Genomic DNA, 22,958 nt, shown 5'->3' with positions numbered 1-22,958 from the left:
CACTGCGCGGGCTCGCATGCGGCTTATTGAACGGTGTACCGAAACTCACCGCCCTTGCTGGTGGTGGCCTTGATGCGGCGCACGGCAATGCCATCGGCCATGCGCGCCAGCACCTGCTCGGCCAACTGCGGCAACAGGTGGCCGTTGAGGATGTGGTCCACGTTGCGGGCGCCGCTGTCAACTTCGGTGCAGCGTGCCAGCACGGCCTCGACCAGCTTGTTGTCGTACTCAAAGCTGGCGCGATGGTTTTGCTGCACGCGCTGGGCAATGCGATCCAGCTTGAGGCGGATGATGGACTCCAGCACGTCGTCGCCCACGGCGTAATAGGGCACCACCTGCAAACGCCCCAGAAATGCCGGCTTGAAGCTCTTGTAGAGCGCCGGGCGCAGGGCTTCGAGCAGCTCCTGCGGCTGGGGCCGTTCGGCCTCCGATTTGTTCAGGCAGGCCTGCATGATTTGCGACGAGCCCACATTGCTGGTGAGGATGATGATGCAGTTGCGGAAGTCGATTTCCCGGCCTTCAGCGTCGTCCATCACGCCCTTGTCGAAGACCTGGAAGAACAGCTCCAGCACGTCGGGGTGTGCCTTCTCGACTTCGTCCAACAACACCACGCTGTAGGGATTGCGGCGCACAGCCTCGGTCAGCACTCCTCCCTCGCCATAGCCCACATAGCCGGGGGGCGAGCCCTTCAAGCCGGAGACGGTGTGCGCCTCCTGGTACTCGCTCATATTGATGGTGATGAGCTTCTTCTCGCCGCCGTACAGCACGTCGGCCAGGGCCAGTGCAGTCTCGGTCTTGCCCACGCCGCTGGGCCCCACAAAGAGGAACACGCCCTTGGGTTTGTTGGGGTCTTCGAGCTGCGCGCGTGAGGTGCGCACGCGCTGCGCCACGGCCTCAATGGCATGGGCCTGACCCAACACACGCTCCTTGAGCAGCGGGGCCAGCTTGAGCACGGTGTGGATTTCGTCCTTCACCATCTTGCCCAAAGGAATGCCAGTCCAGGCGGCAACGATCTCGGCCACCACATGGCCGTCGACCTGCAGCGGAATCAAAGGGGCGTCGCCCTGCAACGCGCTCAGGGCCTCGAGCTTGCCCGCCAATTCAATCTGCGCGGCCTCGTCGATCTTGGTCCCTTGTGCGCTGAGTTGCTCCAGGCTCTGGCGCTGCTGCTGGATTTGGCTCACCAGAGCACGTTCGGCTTCGTAGCGTTGGCGCAGCGCATCGAGCGCCTGCTGGTCTTGCTGAATCTGGGTCTTCAGCTCAGCCAGCTGCGCCTCATGCTGACGCCCCGCGGCAGCTTCGCGCTCCAGCGAGGCCACTGCGGCCTGCGCCCGCTCCAGGCTGCGCAGCAAATCCTCCATGGCCGCAGGTTGTGCGGCTTGACCCAGCGCCACCTTGGCACATGCGGTGTCCAGCACGCTGATGCACTTGTCCGGGAGTTGACGGCCACTGATGTAGCGCGCCGACAAGCGCACGGCCTCGGTGATGGCCTCGTCATAGATGCGCACGCCAAAGTGCTGCTCCATCAAGGGCGCCATGCCCCGCATCATGGCGGAGGCCAGGGCTTCGCTGGGCTCCTCCACTTTCACGACCTGAAAGCGACGCGCCAGTGCGGCGTCTTTTTCGAAGTACTTCTTGTACTCGCTCCAGGTTGTAGCCGCCACAGTGCGCAGCTCACCCCGCGCCAGTGCGGGCTTGAGCAAATTGGCGGCATCGTTTTGCCCGGCCTGCCCGCCCGCGCCAATCATGGTGTGGGCCTCGTCGATGAACAGCACAATCGGGTGAGGACTTTGCTTGACTTCGTCGATGACGCCCTTGAGCCGATTTTCAAACTCGCCCTTCACACTGGCCCCGGCTTGCAGCAAGCCCATGTCCAGCACGTGCAGGGCCACACCCTGCAAGGGTTGTGGCACATCACCCGAAGCAATGCGCAAAGCCAGCCCCTCCACCACGGCTGTCTTGCCCACCCCCGCCTCACCGGTGAGGATGGGGTTGTTCTGGCGGCGGCGCATCAAGATGTCTATGGTTTGCCGAATCTCGGCATCACGGCCAATCACCGGGTCGAGACGTCCGTCGCGCGCGCGCTGAGTCAAGTTGGTGGTGAATTGGTCAAGCGCCGGGGTGCGGGTGCTGCCCTGCGGCGTGGCGGCATTGTCAGCAGCGGTCTGCGCTGCGGGGCTTTTGGCCTGAGGCCGCAGAGGCTCGCATTCAGCCGAACCCTGTGTGAGTTCTTCCAGTCGATGCTTGAGTTCATCCACCCGGAACTGCGCAAAGCCCGGGCTGGCGCGCTGCGCCAATTGGCCCAGGGTCGGCTCCGTCAGCAGGGCCAGCAGCAGATGCCCGCTGCGCACCCGCTGCTCGTGCGACTCCAAGGACGCAATCAGCCAAGCATGCTCCAGCAACTGAGGCAGATGGGCACCAAACACCGGGGTGCGCGTATTGCCGTTGCGCAGGCGTTGGAGTTCGCGCTGCAGGTCCTGTGCCAGCGCATCGGGCTGCACGTGGAAATGCCGGCACAGCACAGACAGATCGCTTTTGGGTTGCTCCAACAAGGCCAACAGCAAGTGCTCAGGTTCGACCTCGTAATGCCCGTAGGACATGCAAAGGCTGGCGGCACGCTCCGCCGCCTGGCGGCAGGAAGCGTTCAGTTTGGAGATCAGCGTTTTGAGATGGGTGGCCATGGGATTTTTCGATGGCAAAGGTCAATCGGTAGGAATGAGGTGCGGCGCCAGGCTCAATGCAGGGTCATGAGCTCGTAGCCCGCTTCGGTGCGATCAAGCGTCTCGGCACGGGTGATCAGAAAGCTGTCCCAGCCCAGCCGCGCGCTGCCCGAGTCGTCGAGCCGCACACCGCGAACGTCGGCGCCCGCAACGGTCAGGCGCACGCTGAACTCGAACTGTTCGCCGCACATCAGGCTGAGCCAATGGCGCAGCGCAAGCGCGGCCGCACCGCCGGGCAAAAAGCCGTCGAACTGCGCTTTGCTCAGCGGCCCCAAGGTCAAGCCGACGCGCTGGTGGCGCTGCCACAGCCGCTCGCCCAGCATGGCGTCGCGGCCAAGGCAAACCTGCGCCACGCCCAAGCGCGCGTGCAGTGCCGGCGGTTTTTGAACCCAGCTTCCGACAAAAGCTTTGACCTGCACGGGAACGCCAAAGTACTGCTGCAAAACGCCAACCAAAGCCGCTTGCGACATGGGGCGCCGCTGCAAAACACTGGCGTAAAAGGCCAAAGCGTCGTCAGACACACCGCCGCGTTCGCCGCCCAAACGCTGGTGCAGGCTGCGCTGCCCCAAGCCGCCCACAGCCAGCATCAAGGGCAGAAAGCGGTTGCGCCGGTCGTGCTCAAACTGGAGCTCAAGGCGGTGCTTGCGCCAGGCCTGGTAGAAAGCCAGCACCGCGCGGTGCTGGAAGATGTCCAGGAAGGCACGCGCTGCCGGGGCATCGGCGTCTCGCTGCCGAGACTCGCGTTCACCCAGCATGTCGCTGTAGTGGACCGGCAAAGCGCCGTTGATACCCAACAAGCCGAAGAAGGCGGGCGTGAGCTGCACGGCCGCGACCTGCGCCAAATCCAAGGCTTGCCCATCGACATCGCCGATGTGGGGCAGACCATCCGCCCGCCGCTCCAGCCGCAAAGCAGCAATTTCGCTGGCCGGGAATGCCAGAGACAGAGAATTGTTGAACTTCAGTTGCTTGTGCGTAGGCTGCCCACCATCGCGTTGGTGCAACCAACGCTCCAGCAAGCGCACGGCCTGAAAGAACTCATAACCGTGGGGCTCGCGCAGCAAATGCGCCAGCGCGCTTGCATGGCGACGCACCGTCTTCACAGCAGCGCCCCTTCACCCGAGCGCGGCTCAAACGCCATGAGTTCCTGGCCCGAGCGCTCCGAGACCACCTTGAGCTGCACAAAGCTGTTGAGCGTGACATACAGGCCCAGGAACTGGTTGAGCACCTGCGCAAACAGGCGCAGGCCAATGCCGGCAAAGTGCGTCTCGTCAACCGTCAGACGCACTTCCATGCCCCGCACAAAGGCCGGGAATGGCTCGCCGCTGAGCCAAGTGCTGGCGGACACATACTCCACACCGCACAGCGCATCAATCACACGGCGGTTGCTGGCGCTGCCGGGCAAATCGTAGAGACGCAACAACTCCTTGATGGCCTCTATGCCCCCTTGCGTCAAGCTCAGGTGGTTGAGCGAGAGGTGGGAAATCAGCTTCCACAACGCCCCCTGCCCGCGGCTGAATCGGTAGGCCTGTGTGGGGCGCCTCAACATGCGAATCTCCCGGCACAGCCCTCCGCCGGGAATGAACAAATCGCCGCCCGGCGAACCGACTTGCAACTGCGCGGGCAAGTCCCGATTGGTGGCCGTCACCTCCACCGAGAGCGTGTCAGTTTGCTCCTGAGCGGGGTCAAAGCCAATGTCGACAATCGACAGCTCTGTCTCGTAGCCAGGGCTGAGCTGTGCCACGTCTTCATTGCGCCTTGCATGCCAATAGCGCGGTGCCTGCTCCAGACCGGCCACGTATTCGTCGTGCTGCAGGGAGTAAAACGGCTTGAAGGCCTCCACCTGCTCGCCCTTGACGGTCTGACGGACTCGCTGCACTTGGTCGATGGAATAGACCTCATAGGCATGGGCGCGCCGCCCATCGGGCAAGACTGGGTATGACAGCGACTGATGCGTAAGCCGTATCGGGTCGGCCCGCTGCTTGAAAAGATTCACCACCGGCGCACAAGAACTCAAGAAGTTGCGCTCGGTGAGCGTCTCCAAGAGGCGTGCCTCGTCCGAGTCACTGCGCAGCCCACTCAGCACATAGTGAAGTGTGATGCTCGACGTGCCCATGCCCTGCGATGCGGTGGGCAGAGGCAAATCGACAAAATTGAATTTTTCGGGGAAGGCAAAGTACTCTGTGAGCAGCCGGTAGGCGGGATGGGTGCGGGCATCGGTCGGAACAATGGCGTCCTCTTCTGCGAACCCCACGGCACGCGGCAAGGCGTCGGGCGCGGGGCACCAGACGTCTTGCCCTTGCGCCTGCACAAAGACGCTGTTCACGCAGCCCAGCAGCGCCTCGCGCAGCGCCGCCACTTGCGAAGCCTCACCTTCGAGGTAGAAGCGCAGCGGCGCATCCGCCAAGGTGGCCCAGCTCACCAGGGGCGAACTCAAGCTCAAAGTCAGCGACAACATGGCCGAAGAGCCGGTGGGTACGAGCACGCCCTTGGGCGGGATCACAGCACCGCGGAATTGCACCGACTGCACGGTCAGTGGCACCAAACGCACCTCGGTGACGGTGCGGAACTTGCATGTCACGCCCCCTTTGAGGGGCCGGGTTTGCAGCAGCGTGCCGCGTGGCAGGGTGTTGCTGCGGCTCAACTGAGCCAGCGCCTCGCCAGCATCAAATCGCGCGATCGCGCAGGACGGAAAGGGGCGGAGGTAGTGCGGATACAGCACCTCCAAAAATGACTCGGTAAAGAGCGGAAAGTCGTCGTCCAAGCGCTTGTGGACACGCGCAGATAGCAAAGCAAACGACTCGATCAGGCGCTCGACGTGCGGGTCTTCGCCCACGTCACCTGAGAGCATCAAGCGACCGGCGATTTTGGGGTGGCGTGCAGCGAAGTCAGCGGCGTGGTCGCGCAAAAACGCCAACTCGCGCTCGTAGTGAGGTAGTAAGTCATCCATGTCAGCAGCTCCCTGTCCGCTCAAGCCGCCAGGGCGTTGCCAAAGCGCGCCTGGGTCACGCAAAAGCGCGCCACCGAAGGCTGAAGTACGGCATCAAAGCTCACCGCCTCACGTGTGGGGTGAACCATCAACATGGCCCGAATGGTGAAGGCCAGCGAGTTGATGGATTGGCCCTCTCCGCCATCAAAGCTCACTTGCACCTGGGTCAATCGCGGTTCATGGGCCTCAATGGCAGTGGCCAAGCTGCGGCCGATATAGCGCTGTTCCTCGGAGTTGGTCAGTACGCGCCCGACAAAGTCCCGAACACCAAAAGTCAGCACGGAACGGCGCGCGCAGCTGAAGCCGTGCATGGCGTCAAAGTCCATGGGCGCACGTGCGTTGAGCAGCGCCTCCAGGTCACGGGCTACGGCGTCGCGCATCTGCGCGACCGACTGGGTCATGACCACGCCAGCAGGCGCATCAACGGCCAACAAGCGGTCCAGCACGCTGCGGCGGATTCGTACGTTGGAACTCAAAATGCACCCGACAGAAATAACAAAGAAAGCGGGGCGTCCTCAAACGCCCCGTGAAATCCTGGCCCCGAACCCGTCGGGACCCTAGGACCATCAGTTCGGCGCTTCGAACACAGGCTTGTTCGTCGCCAAGCTCCACATCGCTGGGGTGCCCTTGGCCACCTTGCCATCCATGGTTTGCTGGATGTATTCCCACTGGACAGCGGCGTACTTGAGGCTGAAGGTCTCGGTCGGCAGGCCCTCACCCACGACTTCTGGGGTGACGGAGGAAATGATGACCTTCTTCAACTTGATGGTCAGGTACTGCACACGGCCTTGAGTGCCGTTGGCACGCATGAAGTGGATTTCCACGTCGTCGTACAGCGTGCCTGCGGAGCAGGCTTCCCACAGCTGCGGGCTGATGAGGTCCAGATCCTTGGTGAACACCATTTCAGCGTGCTCGCAGCGCTCTGCCGTGTGACCACCAGCGGTCGAGGCGGTTGCCGACTTGGGCTGGCGGATCAGGTGCGACCAGCTCGACACTTCGAACCAGGGCTTGCTGTGCTCTTGATCGCGCGATTCGCCCTCGATCTTCTTGCCATTGAGCGGGTTGCCGAATTTGATGTAGATGTCTTTCATGCTCATGTATCTCCCTGTTGAAGGACTACGGATTGCTGTTTACGACTTGCCCGTCGGCAGCTCTGCAACCAAACGCAGAGAGACCGAGAGCTCATCCAGCTGGAAATGCGGTCGCACAAAGGCCACCGCGCGGTACACACCCGGACGCCCGGGAACCTCGCTGACCTCGACTTGGGCCTGACGAAGCGGGCGCTGAGCGCGTAGTTCATGAGAAGCGTCGTCGGAATCAACCACGTACTGCATGAGCCAGTTGTGGAGGTAACGCTCCACCTCCAGCGTGGAGGAGAAGCTGCCGATCTTGTCGCGCATCATGGATTTCATGTAATGCGCGATACGGCACACAGCCATCATGTATTGCAGCTGTGCGGACAAGGCCGCATTGGCGTTGGCCGCTTCGTTGTCGTACTTTTTGGGCTTGTGGGTTGACTGAGCCCCAAAGAACGCCGCGTAGTCAGTGTTCTTGCAATGCACCAGGGGGATGAAGCCCAGGTCAGAAAGCTCCTTCTCGCGCCGGTCGGTGATGGCCACCTCGGTGGGGCATTTGAGTGCCACTTCGCCATCGTCTGTCTTGAAAGTGTGGGTGGGCAAATCGTCCACCAGTCCGCCCCCTTCCACACCCCGAATGGCGGCACACCAGCCATAGGTTTCAAAGGCCGCCGTCAGACGTGCGCTGAACGCGTAGGCCGTGTTCACCCACAGGTAGCGGCTGTGGTCTGCGCCGTCGACACGTTCAACAAAGTTAAAGCCTTCGGTGAGCGTGCCGTCTTTCGGGTTGTAGGGCAGACGACCCAGGAATCGCGGCACCGTCAGACCCACATAGCGGGAATCTTCCGATTCGCGAAAAGCCTTCCACTTGGCGTAGTCCACGGTGTCGAACACCTTGGAGAGGTCGCGTGGCTTGCCCATGTCGGTAAAGCCTTCCAGACCAAACAACTCCGGCGCAGCCGCAGAGATCAGCGGTGCGTGGGCTGCGGCAGCCACATGCGACAGCTGCTCGAGCAGGTACATATCGTCGGCCTGGCGCGAGAACTCGAAGTCACCCACCAAAGCGCCGAAAGGCGCGCCACCGAAGGTACCGAACTCTTCTTCATAGACTTTTTTGAACAGCGCGCTCTGATCAAAGTCGATGGCCGTCTGGAAGTCGCGAATGAGATCGCGCTTGGTGCAATTGAGCACCTGAATGCGTTGCTGCGACCCCGTGGCCGTGTGCTTGCACAGGTAGTGCAGGCCGCGCCAGCTGGACTCCAGGCGCTGGAAGTCTGGGTGGTGCATGATCTCCGAGAGCTGCTCGGAGATGAGCTGGTCGATCTCAGCCACACGCGCGTCCAAGGAAGCGGTGAGGTTGCTGGACATCACCACCGAGCCCTGCAGCACCTCGCGCACCAGCTCGGAGATGATGTCTTTGGCACGCACATGCTCGCTGGAGGAGCGCGCCACTTTGCTGTCGGCAACGATCTGGTCAAGCAGGGTCACCGATTCAGCATTTGCTGGGGCTGGGGCCGTGTTTTGAGGGATTGCGACGGTCATGGTGCTCACTCCCCTTCTTTGGCAGTCTCGTGGCTGAGTTGCTGCAGCTTTTCGGTGTTACTCAACACATCGCCCAGCAGGTCTTCGAGCTTTTCGTTGCCTGCGAGCTTGTTGCGCAAGTCAGAGAGCTTGGTTCTGGCCTCAAGCAGCTTGCGCAGCGGCTCAACCTGCTGCATCACGGCCTCGGGGCGGAAGTCGTCGATGGCGTTGAACTCGAGGTTGACCCCCAGCTCTCCGTCACCGCTGAGTTTGTTGACCACACGAAAGCCCGCTTTGGGTGACATGCCGGCCATGACGTCGTCAAAGCTATCCAGATCGATGTTGACGAACTTGCGGTCGCGCAACTTGGGCTGCGGCTTGTTCGGATCAGCCTTGCCCGTGAAGTCCCCGATCACGCCTGTGACAAAGGGGATCTCACGCTGCTCCACGCCGTTACCGATTTCCACGTCGTAGCTCAGTTGCACGCGGGGCGGACGCACCTTCTGGAGCCGCTTTTGTACGCTGTCGTTCTTGGCCATATATCTCTCTTAGGTGGATTGAAGGCTGTTGGGTGTGTGATCGAGGCGCCGCTGATGAGCGCGCTGACTAGTTGAGCTTGTCAAAAGGATTGGTCGGCTTCTTCGCTGGCAGTGGTGCCACAACCGGGGCTGAAGCTGGCTTGACCGGCGCTGTGCTTGCACCCTTTGGCGCGGCTGTGGCTGCGGAGCCCACGGCAGGTGTGGGTCCCGCACCTGGTGCAGGAACAGGAACCAAACGCTTGGGTGCTGCGGAGCGACGCGGCGTGGTCGTTGCGGGTTCAACAGGTTTGGGCACCAGCACCGGCTCACCCAAAGCCTCGCGAATGCTCTTGACCAAATCGGCGGCCTGGCGTCGGGTGTCTGCGTTGATTTCCTGATCCTGGGATTGGCGAAGGCTGGCCAGGGCAGTGGTCGCCACTCGAAGGCCGCTGACAGCCAACAAGCTGGTGGCCACACGATCGGAGGCATCGCGCTGCAAGACCTCCTGCGCGGCCAGAACTGTGTTGCCATAGTCCCCTGATTCGAAATAGCCCTCCGCCAATTTCAGCCAAGGTTCTTTGCTCGTGGGGTAGGCCTGAGCCGCCTTGCGATAGGTTTCACGCTCAGAAGTTCGCGCACCTTCTTGGCGCGACTTGGCCGCCTCGGACATGAATTGCTCGAGCGGAGCAACGGTGGGCTCCACCGGAGTGGGAGGCGGGGTGGTGGGGGTCGTGCTGCACGCCACCAAGGTGGCGGAGCAAACCAACATGAAAACCGTTCTGACGAAGGAAGACATCTGACAACCAGGTAAGTGCTTAACGACCAGGCAGCACAAAGGAACGCGCCACCCATCAGTCTTCAGGGTCTGTATTCGCATGTCGAGCAGCAATCAAGACCTGCTACTGACACCTGAAACGCAGGGCAATGTAGTGGCCAATTGAACGCTTACGCACTCCCCCAAAAGAAGGTCACAAGCCCCAGGACACGAAAGATAGGATCAGCATTGACTGACCCCTTGACATGCCGAAAGCATGCTCAAACACGGTCGATAGATCGCCCTCAAAGCCCCCTCAACTGACACCCACCCATGAGACCGAATCGCAGCCAATCCACCCCTTCAAAACCCGGGTCGAGCGGCCGATTCAAAGGACTTCTTTCACTAAGTTTTGCCGCCGCTTGCACGCTGATGACTGCTGGATGCAGCTCTGGCTCCGGCGGTGTTCTGTCCAAGTCTCTAGAGGCTGTCGGGCTCAAAGCACCAGACAACATCAACCCCACCACCATCAGTGCCGCCATGCCCAAGATGGAACGCAAAGTGACATTGAGAATTCATGCTGGCGAACAGTTAAACACCGACCCCCAGAAACGTTCGCTTGCAGTTGTTGTGCGGGTTTACAAATTGCGTGGCGTTAACGCATTCCTCAATGCCCCCTATAGCAGCTTCGCATCACCCAAAAACGAACGCGAAGCCTTTGGCAATGACCTCGTCGACGTTCGCGAGCTGGTGCTGACTCCGGGGCAAAAACACGAGGTCATCGAAACGCTCCCCGTGAGCACAAGCCATATCGCCGTGGTGAGCCTGTTCCGAGCGCCAGCGCAAGGTCGTTGGCGCTTTGCATTCAAGGCGGCGGAATCTGAAAGCAGTGGCATCACCGTCGGCTTGCATGGCTGCGCCATGAATGTGGCCGCCGGTGTCACGGAAGGTGCTGACCCCGACACCCTGCGTCTGGCGGGCGTGAACTGCCACTAGACGCCGCGACATCAACTCCCCGCACCGCGGGGAGGCAACTTGATTCTGGAGATATCCGTTTGATACCGACTTCTAAAGTTCTTTGGGGTGAGGGCCTGTTTTTGCGACCTCAGCATTTCCAACGCCAAGACAGCTACCACGAGTGGCGTCTTGCCGAGGCCATGCGTTCCTTGCATCCTTACTCTTGGGGCGTACGCAATCTGAGCATAGACACATCCGGCCTTGCCAGCGGGGTGCTGCGCTTGCAAGAGCTGGCTTTGGTGTTTCCAGATGGCGAGTTCTTCTGTGCTCCAGGCGAGGACGAACTCCCTGCAGCACTCAATCTTGCTGCGCTGCCCACTCATCAGTCTGAAGTCGTCATTCACGCCACGATTGCACCGCTCAGAACTCAGGCCAGCAACGCGGCCATGGACGGTACGGGTGACGACGGCTCGCTGCACTACCAACGCAGCACCCAGGCCCAGGCCGACTTGTTCACACAGGCGGCCCGTGCCGAAGTCATTCAGCTGCAACGCCTGGTGCGTTTGCTGCCTGAGCACGATGTGCAGCCCCATCTCGTGAGCGTTCCCGTGTGCCGATTGCGTCGCACCTCTGCGGGGGGATATGAGCTGGACGCTCGCTTCATTGCGCCGTCGCTGTCCATTCACGCCATGCCCGCACTGGGCGCGCTGCTGAGGCGCTTGCTGGACATGCTGCAAGCCAAGGTGGACGCCCTCTATGGCTTCCACCGTGAACCCTCCAAGCACGTCATTGAATTCCGCTCCGGCGACATTGCTTCTTTCTGGCTGCTGCACACCGCCAGCACCGCCTGCGCGCAGCTGCAGCATTTGCGTCAGCACCCACTCTTGCACCCCGAGCGGCTTTTCGAGCAACTGCTCGCGCTCAGTGGCGCCTTGCTGACCTTCTCAAAGTCCTACACCCTGGCGGATTTACCAGGCTACGAGCATCGCCAACCCGAACGTGCGTTCAACGCCATCGAAGGCATCATTCGCGACCTGCTGGAGACCGTGATCTCCACTCGCTACTTTGCGATTGCGCTGAACGAAACCAAGCCGTCCTTCCACCTGGGCCGACTCGACAGCGAGCAGCTTGGAGGCAACAGCACGCTTTACCTGGGCGTGAGTGCCGCAATGCCGGCCAGCGACTTGATCAGCGCCGTGCCATTGCGCTTCAAAGTCGGTGCTCCAGACGACGTCGAAAAACTCGTGCTGTCAGCCATGGGCGGTGTGCGCCTGACCCACATGGCGCAAGTGCCGCCCGCCATCCCGGTGCGCCCCAACACCCAGTACTTTGCGCTCGAGCCTCGCGGCGCCCTTTACGAGCGCATGTTGCAAGGCCAAAGCGCCACCATCTACTCGCCTGCCGGCTTTGATGAATTGCAGCTGGAGCTGTTTGTTGTCAACGCCTGAATACGGCCGCTTACCCGCTTAGCCCCACTGAAGCTCTCACCACCATGAACGCCCCCTCGCTGCTGGCCTCTGCGCCCACTACACACGCCTCCCAACTGGCCACAAGCAACGAAGCCAAAACACTGCTGGAGCTGATGTACAACGGCTTCTACATGCTGTTCCTGCTGCGCGGACGCGGGACACCCACCGACGCCGCCAGCTTTCGCGCCAAGGTGCGCGAATTTCTGCTGAGTGTGGAGCGAGGGTCGCGTCAGTTCGAGACCTCCGCCAAAGACATCTACTTGGTCAAGTACGCGTTTTGCGCCCTGGTCGATGAAATGGTGCTCATGGGCCAACCCGCGCTCAGAGCCGACTGGGAAAGCCGCCCACTACAACTGGAGTTCTTTGGCGAGCAGCTCGCCGGGGAAAACTTTTTCGTGCTGCTCGAGGAATGCCGAGAGCAAGGGCTGGAAAAGCTGCAGGTGCTTGAGGTCTTTCACATGTGCCTGCTGATGGGCTTTCAAGGCAAGTACCTGATCGAAGGCAGCGAGAAGCTGGGCTACCTCAGCGCACGCTTGGGGGACGAAATCGCCCATCTCAAAGGCCGCCGGGCTGAATTCGCGCCGCACGCCACACCGCCCGATCGCCTCAGCCACAAGCTCCGCGCCGAGGTCCCCTTGTGGGTGCTGGGTTCCATGTTTGCACTGGCTGCCGTGCTGGCCTTTATGGGCGTGCGCGGCACGCTGCAGCAGCAAACCGAGCGTGACCTGGCGCGCTACAGCCAGCTCGTCAAGCTGCCCGCACAGCAAGCCCACGTCACGATCACGCTGCCCTGATCCCTAGACCCCATAGGGGCGACAGACCCAGCAGATTCGAAAAGAGGGAGTTCCCATGTCGACATTTGCAGCAAGCCTTTGGAGCTCGCTGAGTACGCACATTCTGGGTGAACTGGCATCGCGGCTGGATTTCGCCCGCCTGCTGGACCAACAGGGGCGCCTGCTCCAGCTGCAAACCGCGCTGCCAAATCTGGCCCTCATTCCTGAGCGGTTGGTGCTGCGCGAAACCCTCAATCAGCCCTTTGAGCTGGTGCTGGATGCCCTCTCCACCAGCCGCTACCTGGAACTGAAGGCGCTGGTGGGCGAACAAGTGACGGTGCAACGCCTGCTCAATGACGGGCGCTACAGCGCCTGGCACGGCTATGTGATGGAGGCCGTGCAACTCGGTGCTGACGGGGGTCTGGCGCGCTATCGCCTGGTACTCGCACCCTGGCTGAGCTTTCTGGGCCTGCGCCGCGATTGCTTTGTCTATCAAGACAAGACGGCGCTGGAAGTCATTGAAGACATCTTCCGTGACTACCCCCAAGCCCACTACGAGCTGCGTGTGAGCGAGCCACTGCGTCGGCGCTCGGTGTGCGTGCAGTACCGCGAAACCGACCTGGCCTTTGTGCAGCGCCTGTTGGCGCAAGAAGGATTGAGCTACCACTGGCAGCATCAAGACTCCGCCCAGCAGCGCGACGGCAGCGCTCAGGCTCGCCACACCATGGTCATCTGCGACCGCCACAGCCCTCGCGACGACCTGGGCACGCTGCGATTTGCGCAAGCCGCGGTGGCTGCGGGCTCACGGGGCGACACCGTCACGCAGTGGCGCGCCTCTCGGCAGATTCAAGCCCAACATGTGGCGCTGGCCAGCTGGGACTACAAAACCCTGCATGCCACCGTCGGCCAGGCCGACAGCGCACTCCAGCTGGGCGAGCTGCCCGCGCTCAGCCTCTACGACAGCAGCGGCGCCTACCGCTACGAAGATCCGGCCCACGCGCAGCGCGCCGCGGAGTTGGCACTCAACGCACTTGAACTCAGCAGCAAGCACTATGAGGGCCAAAGCCAGGTGCGACAGCTGCGCCCCGGTGTGAACTTCGGCCTGAGCGAGCACCCCATCTGGGGACTGGATGCCCAAGGACCCCACCCTACCCGCAACGCGCAGCGTTTCGTCACGCTGGCCGTGGAGCACCATGTGGCCAACAACCTCGGGGGCGCCATGCGCGCAGGGGCGGCGCCTCTGCTGGAGCAGGCCACCGAACTTGAAAGCGGCAGCTACCGCAACCACTTCCACGCAGCACCCGCTGACGCCGCACTGGTGCCGCGTTGGCGCCCGCAACCCACCGCACCCGGCCTGCTCACTGCATTGGTGGTGGGCCCAGAGAGCGAGCCCACGCACAGCGACAGAGACGGCCGGGTCAAAGTACAGTTCCCCTGGCAGCGTGGCGTCAACCCTGCACCAGGAGGGCTGGCGCACAACAGCAGCGCCGACGCCAACGGCCAAGCCCCCGGCAACGAACAGGCCTTCACCTGGGTGCGCGTGGCACAGCCCAGCGCTGGGCCCAACTGGGGCACCGTGCTGTTGCCACGCGTAGGCACGGAAGTGGCGGTGCAATTCATCGAAGGGGATATAGACCGCCCCGTCATCGTGGGCCAGCTCTACAACGGGCAAGACACCCCCCCCTTTGCCGCCGGTCACGACAGCGGCGTCAATCACCCCGGTGCCATCAGCGGCTGGCACAGCCACAGTTTGGGCGGCGGTGCTTACAACCAATGGGTGCTGGACGACAGTACCGGCCAACTGCGCACCCGGCTGCTGTGCAGCTACACCCATGCCCAACTGGGCTTGGGCCACCTCATCCAGCAAAGCCCCAGCAGCGCACAGCGTGGGCCGCAACGCGGCAGCGGCTTTGAAGCCCTCACCCAAGGTTGGGGAGTGCTGCGTGCGGCACGCGGCGTCTTGCTCTCCACCAGCGCTCGGCCTCAAGCCCAAGGGTCACACATGGACGCCGCCGAGCCGCTGGGCCAGCTGCGCGCCAGCCAAGCGCTGGCCCAGCGGCTTGGCCAAGCCGCACAGGCCGCGGGCGCTCTGCCCCTCAACGCCGACGCCGCCAAACCGCTGTGCGAATCCATAGACCCTCAGCAAAATGGCCAGCTCAAACTCGGCAACGCCGACGGCCTGAGCGCCAGCGCTGCCGATGGCCGCAGCCCCGGCGAAAGCGCCTGCGCCTACAGCGAACCCCACCTGGTGCTGGATGCCAACACCAGCGCCAGCTTGACCACCCCCGCCAGCATCATGAGCTACAGCGCCGCCGACGCTCTGCTGATGGCACAAGCCGACACCCAGCTCAGCGCCGCCCACACCGTGAGCGCCGTCAGCGGGGGCACCACCAGCCTCTACACCCACAGCGGCGGCCTCAGCGCCATTGCGGCCAATGGCGGCACCTCGCTGCGCGCCCACACCGACACCCTTCAGCTGTGGGCCGACCAAACCATCTCACTCACATCCTCCAACGACGAAATCCGCATCAGCGCCCAGTCCAAGATTGAGCTCACCGCAGGACAAAGCGCCCTGACCCTGGACGGCGCCAACATCACCTTCACCTGCCCCGGCACCTTTGCCGTGCATGGGGCGCGGCATAACTTCCTGGGTGGGGAGAGTGGTGCAGTTGAGCTGAGCACCCTGCCCGATACACGTCTAAAGCTGTATCAAAAGCAATTCGTGGCCCGAAACGAGGTGACTGGCCAGCCTGAGCCCGGCATGGGGTATCGCATTGAATTTGGCGGCGAAGTAATTCGGGGCGTCACAGATGCTGAGGGAAAAACCGTCATCGTGCGCACTGCACAGAGCCAAGAAGTTCGGCTGTTTTGGGAGCCGCAAACCCAGGCAACCGAAGACCATTTCCTATCGACGAACACGCCAGGCTGCTAAACGTGACATCCCGAAAACAACCCGCGGCCAGTGCGCCGACCCTGTCCGGCCCTCCGGGGCCTGCTCAAGAGGTGCCCGTCGCCCCCACTCGCACAGTCACCTATCAGTTCAGCTGCAGCACGGCGAAGAACCTCGATATCCCCTACGCCATCGCCGTCGATGGACGGGCGCTGCCTCAATTTGCCACCCAACCCGGGAGGGTCGACTGCTCGCGCGAAAAGATTCAGCTGAAAGTACAGCAAGGGCGGAGAGTCTCGCTCTACCTCAACAGTGACGCCCACCCGTCCTTCCGCCAATCTCCGGTCTACGCCGTCACGGTGGGTGAGCGCGACGTCCTCGTCACCATCACCGAGAAGACAGGGCGCCACAACGACCCCGACACACCCACGATTGCCCAACAGACCGACACCCTGGACAAATACACCGCGCCGCTGACGGGCAATATTTGGATGCGCATATCCCACCGCTACACCGCCGACGAAGTCGCCTCCCGCCTGCCCGACGGCACCAGCGCTGCCGTCGCGGCCGCGGTCACCAGCATCTACCGGGGCTTGAGCGCCGCCACCTTGACCATCAACGAACCCGCCACAACCACCCAGCCTGCCCGACGTCTGGTGGTGAATTTCCGGTCAGAAAACAACCCGAGCAGCAACATCACAAACTTCAACCACCTCAGCGACGGCCTGCCTCGCGCACACCCTGCAGGCTACGCCGCGCTATTCAGTGCAGCGCTGGACGTGGGGATCGCAAGCTTGACCATGTCCTCCTGCTGGCGCCCCATGCTGGGCTCCATCGCCCACCGCGCCGGCTTGGGTTTGGACGTGGCGGTACTTGGCGGCACTGTGCTCAATCGGGAGGAGTTGCGCCAGGCCATGAAAAAAATGGGCGCCGAGCAAGGGATCGGCAACAAAAACGACAAAGACCTTGTCTCCGAGGCTGAAATCACAGCCTTTGCCGCGTATGAAAAGTCCATGGCAGCCCAAAAAGCAGCCGACGACGAACTCGACACAGCCATAGCCAAAAAAAGAGAAATCAGCAGAAAGCTTCCCAAAAACGAAGAGGCCATCAAACAAGCAGCAAAAGCCGAAGCGGACGCAAAAGAACGAGCCAAGAATGCCGCCAAGAATGCCAATGAAGAACTAAAGAAATGGACAGCAGCCCGTGATGCCAACGAACCCGATCATGTCCACCGGTATCGGGCCGCATTACTGCAATGCCGCTGCGTGCGGCAACTGTTTGACCCCTGGGTGATGGACGACAACACCCGAGACAACAAAGCCCCCTCGTCCAATATTCAGAAAACTGATTCAGAAACCAACCACGCCCACCACCTGCACATCACCGTGAGTGACGCAAATATATTGCCATGACTACTTTTTGTATTTTTCTCCGCATCAAAAAGTCAGCGCTGGTGCTCCTATTTTTATGCGCTTTCAACTCAACCATTTCCGCAACTGCCGCACCAACACCGAACCCAGACATCCCTCGCTGGATCGAACGCCCCTGGGAGTGGCGGTATATCATTTACATCACCAACAACAACTGGGCTTCCGAGCTTAAGTTCTCCAAAAAATACGATGCAACCAAACAAGGTAACTACAAGTTGCTTTCCTGGGAAACTGCAGCACCCGACCCGCTAAGCATCCCCGCGGAGAAGAACTATCGATCAGACCATCCAACGGTCGACGTGGTTCTTTTTGAATTTGACAAGGACGGACTCATTCTCTCCGCCCACAAACACCCGACACCTTTGCGTGGACGCCTTGAGTCAACCAAGCATGTAATGCTGGCGCCGCAGAACACAGAGTCTGAGGGGCGCTATCTGCTGGCAAATTGGTTCTTGGGCTATAGCGAAGACAGTCCACCCTGGATGGTTGGGATATGTGATCTCAATCAAATCCCTTCCCCCTCTCCGCTGGCGGACTCCCTGTACCTTTACGGTGATAAATTCAAAATGAGGCCTTATCGCCCAACCACCGGCTGCCGGGAGTGGGCCAATCAACTCACCAACCCAGACCGTCCGTATATTGACGTCACCAGCTATATCCCCAAGCATTTAGACCCCGATGAGCCGGGCACTTATGTCCACCCCATCATCGGTTGGGCCCGCTGGGAGGACCCGCCCAAGCCCGTCATCGGCAAGGAAAGAAATACCTGGTACTGCCTGCACGAATGCCCGAACGGCGAGGCCCCTGGCCCCATCCCAGACATCCAGGCCTGGGCCCAGCGCCATGGCTGGCATGCCCCGCTGCCGCCCACACGCATCCCCGTCTTCCCAGACAACCCCGCCAGGCGCGGCTTCTACCCACTCTCGCCGGATGAAGTGCCTCCACCCCCTAAACCCAAACGGCCAGGCAAGCGCGCGGCAAAGCCTTAGCGTCACCTGAGCTGCGCCGTTTCCTGTGGTTCGGCGCCATGTCGCGGCCAGCTGGGGTTTAGCGGCCAGATTCCGGTTCTGGGACGCCGAGCAGTTCTTCGATTTGGGACAGGGTGTTGCTGTCCTTGGTGACGGCCCGAAGCCATTGATGCAAGGGCATGTCGCCCCACTTGGCGGCGCGCTCGGCCAAATAGGCCACAGGGCTGTGGGGCTCGGTACGGCGGAAGTAGGCCGCGACGAGGCGCAGCTGCTCCAGCGCTTGAGCGCGGCTGGTGGGTGCCACTCCCATGCCCGCGGCAGGCAGCTGGGCACGCTCTGCCTCAGGTGCTGAGTCGCTGTCAGCGCTGGGCTCGGGCGTCCCGCCCATGTCGCGTTGCAATCGTTCCAGCGAATGCAACACATCGCCCAAGCATTCGCGCGCCGCAACAAAACCTGGACCGTCCTGCCCGAGGTGGTGGTCGACATCGGTTTGGAGTTCGGCCAAGGCCTCTTGCGCCTCGCGTACATGCGCTAGCGCTTGAATCACCTCAGCCACAGGCGTGGCTTGCTGGGCTTTGGCCAAGGCGTCTAGCAAGGCCTGAGCTTGCTCGTCACCATGATCACGCGCGGCGCCAGACTTTTGCCGAATGCTGTCAATTTGCTTGAGCGTATAGGTGTTCTCAGCACTTCGCAGCAGTGGCACGTCCTGTGCCCAAACTTGCAGCTGAGTCAACAGCCAGTTGACGCTGCCGATGCGCAACTCAGGATCGCCTTCTTCGGGCAGTGGATGCACTTGATCCCAGTAGTTGCGCACCAAGCCGGCGTAGAGCCGCAAGCCGCTGGCAAGCCCCCCATACCCATGAACACGTGTGGCGGCCTCAGCGTACCAACCGGCGATCCGCAGGTCTTTGCTGCGGGTGCTCAGCAAGGTCTGGCACAGCTGCAGCAGTCCAGGCCAATCGGCGCGCTTGATTTCGGTGACCCACTCGCCCTGATCCAGCGTCGGATCGTCTTGGCGCCTCATTTCGCGCATGCGGTCGAACTCAGGCGAGAAACTCATATCCAACCCGCAGGGCGTGTCGCCATCCAGCGGGCGTTGCAGCATGTCGATGGTGCTCATGTCTAAGACGTGAAACTGATCGGTTCATTATGGCCAAGCTAGGCCACCAACACGGCATGGTTCAGGGGGCAGACGGTGTGCGTAAAGAAGGGTGAAGTCCCAAAAGCCAAGCCCCTGCCCATGCGATGCTTGCACATGGCGGTGCTTGCGCTGCTGCGTCCATTTCCAATGCCAACAAACGCCGCAATATTCATGTTCGTCTTCAAGCCAAATGTCTTGCTCCTGGCTGGTCTGAGTGTGTTGAACCTCAGCACAGCGGCCTGGACCCAGAGTGCCGCCGCAGAAGCTCAAAAAGTTGAGTCCCCGGCTAAGGCAGCCAGCGAGCCCAACCGGCTCGAGACCGTGCGCGTGCAGGGCAGCGCCAGTGATGAGATGCAGCGCCGTGCGGCCACGGCGGCGCGCATCGTCATTGGGCGCGAGGAGATTGAGCGCTTTGGCGACGCTAGCGCTGCAGAGCTGCTCAAGCGCTTGCCTGGCGTGACGCTGGGCGGGCGGCCGGGCCGCGGTGGCGAGCCGCGCATGCGCGGCATGGGTGGGGGCTACACGCAGATCTTGGTCAATGGCGAGCGCATGCCGCCGGGCTTTTCGCTGGAGCAAATTCCGCCCGAGCAGATCGAGCGCATCGAGGTCATGCGGGCGCCCACGGCGGAGTTTGGAGCGCGTGCGATTGCCGGCACCATCAACATCGTGCTGCGCGAGGCGCTGCAACGCCGGCTCAACGAGCTGCGCCTGGGGCTGGGCATGGAGCAGGACTTGTACTCGCCCCAGCTGAGCTGGCAGCGCAACGACCGCGTGGGCGAGACCGGCACCTACACCTTCAACCTCAACGGCCAGGTGCAGCTCCGCCTGGATGAGATCGACACCCTCAACCTCACGCGCTGGACACCCAGCGGCGAGCAGCGGCAGATTGTGCAGCGCGGGCAGAGCGACAGCACGCAGCGCTCCTTGCACTTCGGAGGCCGCGTGCAGTGGCGCCTGGGTGAAGGCAACACGCTGGCGCTGCAGTCCTTTGCCGCTTTCAATCGCAACCGCTCAGGCACGGACCTCACGCAGCAGATCAGCCGCAGTGCGCTGGCCCCGGCGCCCTCCAACTTCGATGAGGCTCACACCCAGGGCAGCAACGACTTCGACATGCTGCGCCTGGGCCTGCAATGGAACCACAAGCTGGGTGCAGACACCCGGCTGGAGCTGCGCGCCGGTGGGGGCAACGCGCAGTCACGCAGCGACAGCTTGCGCCGTGAGCTGCTGCTGGCCCAAACCACGCGCACCCAGCAAGACAACAGCGAGGGACGCAACCGCAGCTGGAACCTCAGCAGCAAGCTCTCGCACCAGCTCGGTGATGACCACAGCCTGGTGGCCGGCGCCGAAGCCGAAGGCAACCGCAGCACGCAGCAGCGCAGCTGCTTGCAAAACGGCCTGGACTGCAGCGCCCTGGCGGACTACGGCGACAACCCCACGGCGGGCACGCAGCGCCTGGCGGCCTATGCGCAGGATGAGTGGACCTGGGGGCCGAAGTGGGCGTTTTATGCCGGGCTGCGCTGGGAACAAATCAGCACCCACAGCGACCGTGCTGCACAGCAGCTGCGCCAAAGCAGCGCCGTCACCACGCCCTTGCTGCACGCGCTCTACAAAATCGACGAGCGCAGCAAAGAGCAGCTGCGCGCCAGCCTCACGCGCAGCTACCGCTCGCCCAATCTGCAGGACTTGATTGCGCAGCCCAGCATCAACAACCAATTCCCTTGCGTGAACGCGGCAAGCTGTGGTGCCAACGAGTACGCCTACCCCGACCGCATGGGCAACCCGGAGCTGCGCCCGGAGCTGGCCACGGGGCTGGAGCTGGCCTATGAGAAGTACCTCAGCAAGGGCGGTGTGCTCAGCGCCAATGTGTTCGCGCGCCGCATCACCGACTTGATACGCACCACACCGCAGCTCGAGAGCGTGAGCTGGGCGGCCGTGCCGCGCTGGGTGAACAAGCCGCGCAACATCGGCCAAGCGCGCACCTACGGCGTGGAGCTGGAGGCGAAGTTCCGCCTCGACGAGTTCCTGGAGGACGCGCTGCCGGTGAACATCCGCAGCAATCTGAGCCTGTACCGCTCACGCGTGGAGGGCATTCCCGGGCCGCACAACACACTGGACCAGCAACCGGGCTACACCGCCAACCTGGGGGCGGACTACCGGCTGCGCAGCCTGCCGCTGAGCCTGGGGGCCAGCCTCAACCTCACACCGCGTCAGGTGATTCAGCAGTCGATAGAAAGGCGTGCCGAAAGCGATGCCAAGCGGGTGCTCGATGCCTATGCCACTTGGACTTTCAACAGCGCGCTGATGCTGCGCCTGTCTGCCAGCAATGTGCTGGCGCAAGACCATGGCAGCAGCAGCTACACCCTCGCCCCCGGCATGGAGAGCTGGAGCCGCAGCCAAGGCCGCAGCTACCGCGCTATGCAGCTGCGCCTGGAGTGGAAGGTGTGAGCACTGGCCGACCCGCCACATAGCAGGCGTGCAGGTGGCGCTCGTCGGCCAGGTTCATCCAGGCGAACACGCGCTCGTGCAAGGCTGCGGCGCGTGACTGGCGCCAAGCGTCCACGGCGCCACAGCTCCAGTCCCACACGCAGACATCGGCCATGGTGCCCTCGCTGAGGTGGCCGATTTCATGCGACAGCGACAGCGCCTCGGCCGCGCCCAGCGTGGCCGCATGCAGCCCCACCCAGGCGCTCAGGCGCTGCCCGCCCAGGGCTTGCAGCTTGTAGGCGTCGCCCAGGTTGCGCAGCAGGTTCAGGCTGGTGCCCGCCCCCACATCGCTGGCCAGCGAGACTGCCAGGCCCGACTCATGCGCAGCACGCCAATCGAACACGCCGCTGCCCAAAAAGAGGTTGGATGAGGGGCAATGCGCCACGTGTGCGCCGCGCTGGCGCAGCACGGCACGGTCCTGCTCGTCGAGCCAGATGCCATGCGCCATCACCGCGCGCGGGTGCAGCAGCCCGGCTTGCTCGTACACATCCAGATAGCTGCGCGCTTGGGGAAAGAGTTCAGCCACCCAGGCACATTCGCTGCGGTTTTCGGCCACATGGGTTTGCATGTAGAGGCTGGCATCGCTGCGGCACAGCGCGCCGGCCATGGCCAATTGCTCGGGCGTGCTGGTGGGGGCAAAGCGCACCGTCACCGCATAGGCCAGGCGGTCCACGCCGTGGTAGCGAGCGATGAGGTCTTCGCAGTCCTCACGCGCTTGCTGCACGTCGTCGCGCAGGCCGTCGGGGGCGTGGCGGTCCATCAGCACCTTGCCGGTGATGAGGCGCATGCCGCGCGAGCGCGCCGCTTCAAAAAGAGCTTGGGCCGAGTGCTTGTGCACGGTGGGGAAGACCACGGCCGAGGTGCTGCCGTGCGCCAGCAGCACCTGGATAAAGCGCTCTGCACCCTCTTGGGCCACCTCGGGGTCGCCAAAGCGCATTTCCGCAGGGAAGGTGTAGCGCTGCAGCCAGTCCAGCAACTCGGTGCCGTAAGAGGCCATCACCTCCAACTGGGGCGCATGAACGTGGGTGTCGATAAAGCCCGGCAGCAGCAGGCGCTGGCCATAGTCCTGGCGCAGCCAGCCCTCGCCAGGGTCTTGGGTCTGCGCACCCACAATGCGGCCGTCCTCGATGAGCAACCAGTGCTCAGGGCGCCAGCGCACGGCCCCATCGTCAAGATGGGCCCATTGCGGTTTGGCGGTGAAGTCAAGCAAGTTCCCTTTGAGCGCAAGGCGCTGGGCGCCCGCTTGATCCACCACGGTCATAAATCAGTCG

The 22,958-nt window shown here is 62.5% G+C and carries 17 protein-coding genes; 7 read left to right on the top strand and 10 right to left on the bottom strand.

Annotation, left to right across the window (positions count from 1 at the left end; translation table 11 throughout):
- Window positions 1-23: 23 nt before the first annotated feature.
- From tssH to ACG0Z6_RS02450, 8 genes are all read right to left on the bottom strand, one after another.
- The gene (gene tssH / locus ACG0Z6_RS02485; RefSeq protein WP_394458480.1) at window positions 24-2,681 is read right to left on the bottom strand and encodes a type VI secretion system ATPase TssH; all 2,658 of its coding nucleotides are present in this window, start codon (window positions 2,679-2,681) and stop codon (window positions 24-26) included.
- 53 nt (window positions 2,682-2,734) lie between these two features.
- The gene (gene tssG, locus ACG0Z6_RS02480; RefSeq protein ID WP_394458479.1) at window positions 2,735-3,820 is read right to left on the bottom strand and encodes a type VI secretion system baseplate subunit TssG; all 1,086 of its coding nucleotides are present in this window, start codon (window positions 3,818-3,820) and stop codon (window positions 2,735-2,737) included.
- Window positions 3,817-5,667, bottom strand: coding sequence for a type VI secretion system baseplate subunit TssF (gene tssF, locus ACG0Z6_RS02475; protein ID WP_394458478.1), 1,851 nt, complete (start codon window positions 5,665-5,667; stop codon window positions 3,817-3,819). Before tssF ends, tssG begins: the two co-directional genes overlap by 4 nt.
- Window positions 5,668-5,687: 20 nt before the next feature.
- A complete protein-coding gene (gene tssE / locus ACG0Z6_RS02470) occupies window positions 5,688-6,182 on the bottom strand; it encodes a type VI secretion system baseplate subunit TssE (protein ID WP_394458477.1) in 495 nt (164 codons plus the stop codon).
- 90 nt (window positions 6,183-6,272) lie between these two features.
- A complete protein-coding gene (locus tag ACG0Z6_RS02465; RefSeq protein ID WP_394458476.1) occupies window positions 6,273-6,797 on the bottom strand; it encodes an Hcp family type VI secretion system effector in 525 nt (174 codons plus the stop codon).
- Window positions 6,798-6,836: 39 nt separating this feature from the next.
- Window positions 6,837-8,324 (bottom strand): type VI secretion system contractile sheath large subunit, encoded by a 1,488-nt coding sequence (gene tssC / locus ACG0Z6_RS02460; protein ID WP_394458475.1) that lies wholly within the window; start codon window positions 8,322-8,324, stop codon window positions 6,837-6,839.
- Window positions 8,325-8,329: 5 nt separating this feature from the next.
- Window positions 8,330-8,842, bottom strand: a complete 513-nt coding sequence (tssB, locus tag ACG0Z6_RS02455; protein WP_394458474.1) for a type VI secretion system contractile sheath small subunit — start codon at window positions 8,840-8,842, stop codon at window positions 8,330-8,332.
- Window positions 8,843-8,909: 67 nt separating this feature from the next.
- Window positions 8,910-9,710, bottom strand: a complete 801-nt coding sequence (locus tag ACG0Z6_RS02450; protein WP_394458473.1) for a hypothetical protein — start codon at window positions 9,708-9,710, stop codon at window positions 8,910-8,912.
- Window positions 9,711-9,908: 198 nt separating this feature from the next.
- On the opposite strand from ACG0Z6_RS02450, the gene tssJ reads away from it, so the two are divergent.
- The 6 genes from tssJ (at window position 9,909) to ACG0Z6_RS02420 (ending at window position 18,083) form a co-directional block, all read left to right on the top strand.
- Window positions 9,909-10,571: a type VI secretion system lipoprotein TssJ gene (gene tssJ / locus ACG0Z6_RS02445; RefSeq protein WP_394458472.1), complete on the top strand. Its 663-nt coding sequence runs from the start codon at window positions 9,909-9,911 to the stop codon at window positions 10,569-10,571.
- A 59-nt stretch (window positions 10,572-10,630) separates the two neighbouring features.
- The gene (tssK, locus tag ACG0Z6_RS02440) at window positions 10,631-11,980 is read left to right on the top strand and encodes a type VI secretion system baseplate subunit TssK (RefSeq protein ID WP_394458471.1); all 1,350 of its coding nucleotides are present in this window, start codon (window positions 10,631-10,633) and stop codon (window positions 11,978-11,980) included.
- A 44-nt stretch (window positions 11,981-12,024) separates the two neighbouring features.
- A complete protein-coding gene (locus ACG0Z6_RS02435) occupies window positions 12,025-12,795 on the top strand; it encodes a DotU family type IV/VI secretion system protein (protein WP_394458470.1) in 771 nt (256 codons plus the stop codon).
- 55 nt (window positions 12,796-12,850) lie between these two features.
- Window positions 12,851-15,706 (top strand): type VI secretion system Vgr family protein, encoded by a 2,856-nt coding sequence (locus ACG0Z6_RS02430; protein WP_394458469.1) that lies wholly within the window; start codon window positions 12,851-12,853, stop codon window positions 15,704-15,706.
- 71 nt (window positions 15,707-15,777) lie between these two features.
- Window positions 15,778-17,076, top strand: a complete 1,299-nt coding sequence (locus tag ACG0Z6_RS02425; protein WP_394458468.1) for a hypothetical protein — start codon at window positions 15,778-15,780, stop codon at window positions 17,074-17,076.
- Complete coding sequence (locus ACG0Z6_RS02420) at window positions 17,073-18,083, top strand: hypothetical protein (protein WP_394458467.1); 1,011 nt, start codon at window positions 17,073-17,075, stop codon at window positions 18,081-18,083. The genes ACG0Z6_RS02425 and ACG0Z6_RS02420 overlap by 4 nt, the downstream gene beginning before the upstream one ends.
- A 58-nt stretch (window positions 18,084-18,141) precedes the next feature.
- Here ACG0Z6_RS02420 and tssA read toward each other — a convergent pair whose 3' ends face one another.
- Complete coding sequence (gene tssA / locus ACG0Z6_RS02415) at window positions 18,142-19,182, bottom strand: type VI secretion system protein TssA (RefSeq protein ID WP_394458466.1); 1,041 nt, start codon at window positions 19,180-19,182, stop codon at window positions 18,142-18,144.
- 192 nt (window positions 19,183-19,374) lie between these two features.
- Here tssA and ACG0Z6_RS02410 point away from each other — a divergent pair, with 192 nt between their 5' ends.
- A complete protein-coding gene (locus tag ACG0Z6_RS02410; RefSeq protein ID WP_394458465.1) occupies window positions 19,375-21,648 on the top strand; it encodes a TonB-dependent receptor plug domain-containing protein in 2,274 nt (757 codons plus the stop codon).
- Here the strand turns inward: ACG0Z6_RS02410 and guaD are convergent.
- On the bottom strand, window positions 21,617-22,948 hold the full coding sequence (guaD, locus tag ACG0Z6_RS02405) for a guanine deaminase (protein ID WP_394458464.1): 1,332 nt from the start codon (window positions 22,946-22,948) through the stop codon (window positions 21,617-21,619). The genes ACG0Z6_RS02410 and guaD overlap by 32 nt on opposite strands.
- Window positions 22,949-22,958: the final 10 nt, after the last annotated feature.

The organism is Roseateles rivi (assembly GCF_043555845.1).
Taxonomy (GTDB): Bacteria; Pseudomonadota; Gammaproteobacteria; order Burkholderiales; family Burkholderiaceae_C; genus Roseateles; species Roseateles rivi.
The sequence above is the reverse complement of the archived record's forward strand: the minus strand, read 5'-3'. Positions and strand labels throughout refer to the sequence as shown.

Excerpts from the sequence above, each read along its gene's own strand:
- guaD (WP_394458464.1), bottom strand. The coding sequence starts at position 22,948 with ATGACCGTGGTGGATCAAGCGGGCGCCCAGCGCCTTGCGCTCAAAGGG.
- tssH (WP_394458480.1), bottom strand. The coding sequence starts at position 2,681 with ATGGCCACCCATCTCAAAACGCTGATCTCCAAACTGAACGCTTCCTGC.
- tssF (WP_394458478.1), bottom strand. The coding sequence starts at position 5,667 with ATGGATGACTTACTACCTCACTACGAGCGCGAGTTGGCGTTTTTGCGC.
- ACG0Z6_RS02430 (WP_394458469.1), top strand. The coding sequence starts at position 12,851 with ATGTCGACATTTGCAGCAAGCCTTTGGAGCTCGCTGAGTACGCACATT.
- tssC (WP_394458475.1), bottom strand. The coding sequence starts at position 8,324 with ATGACCGTCGCAATCCCTCAAAACACGGCCCCAGCCCCAGCAAATGCT.
- tssB (WP_394458474.1), bottom strand. The coding sequence starts at position 8,842 with ATGGCCAAGAACGACAGCGTACAAAAGCGGCTCCAGAAGGTGCGTCCG.
- ACG0Z6_RS02410 (WP_394458465.1), top strand. The coding sequence starts at position 19,375 with ATGTTCGTCTTCAAGCCAAATGTCTTGCTCCTGGCTGGTCTGAGTGTG.
- tssA (WP_394458466.1), bottom strand. The coding sequence starts at position 19,182 with ATGAGCACCATCGACATGCTGCAACGCCCGCTGGATGGCGACACGCCC.
- ACG0Z6_RS02420 (WP_394458467.1), top strand. The coding sequence starts at position 17,073 with ATGACTACTTTTTGTATTTTTCTCCGCATCAAAAAGTCAGCGCTGGTG.
- ACG0Z6_RS02435 (WP_394458470.1), top strand. The coding sequence starts at position 12,025 with ATGAACGCCCCCTCGCTGCTGGCCTCTGCGCCCACTACACACGCCTCC.
- tssJ (WP_394458472.1), top strand. The coding sequence starts at position 9,909 with ATGAGACCGAATCGCAGCCAATCCACCCCTTCAAAACCCGGGTCGAGC.
- ACG0Z6_RS02465 (WP_394458476.1), bottom strand. The coding sequence starts at position 6,797 with ATGAAAGACATCTACATCAAATTCGGCAACCCGCTCAATGGCAAGAAG.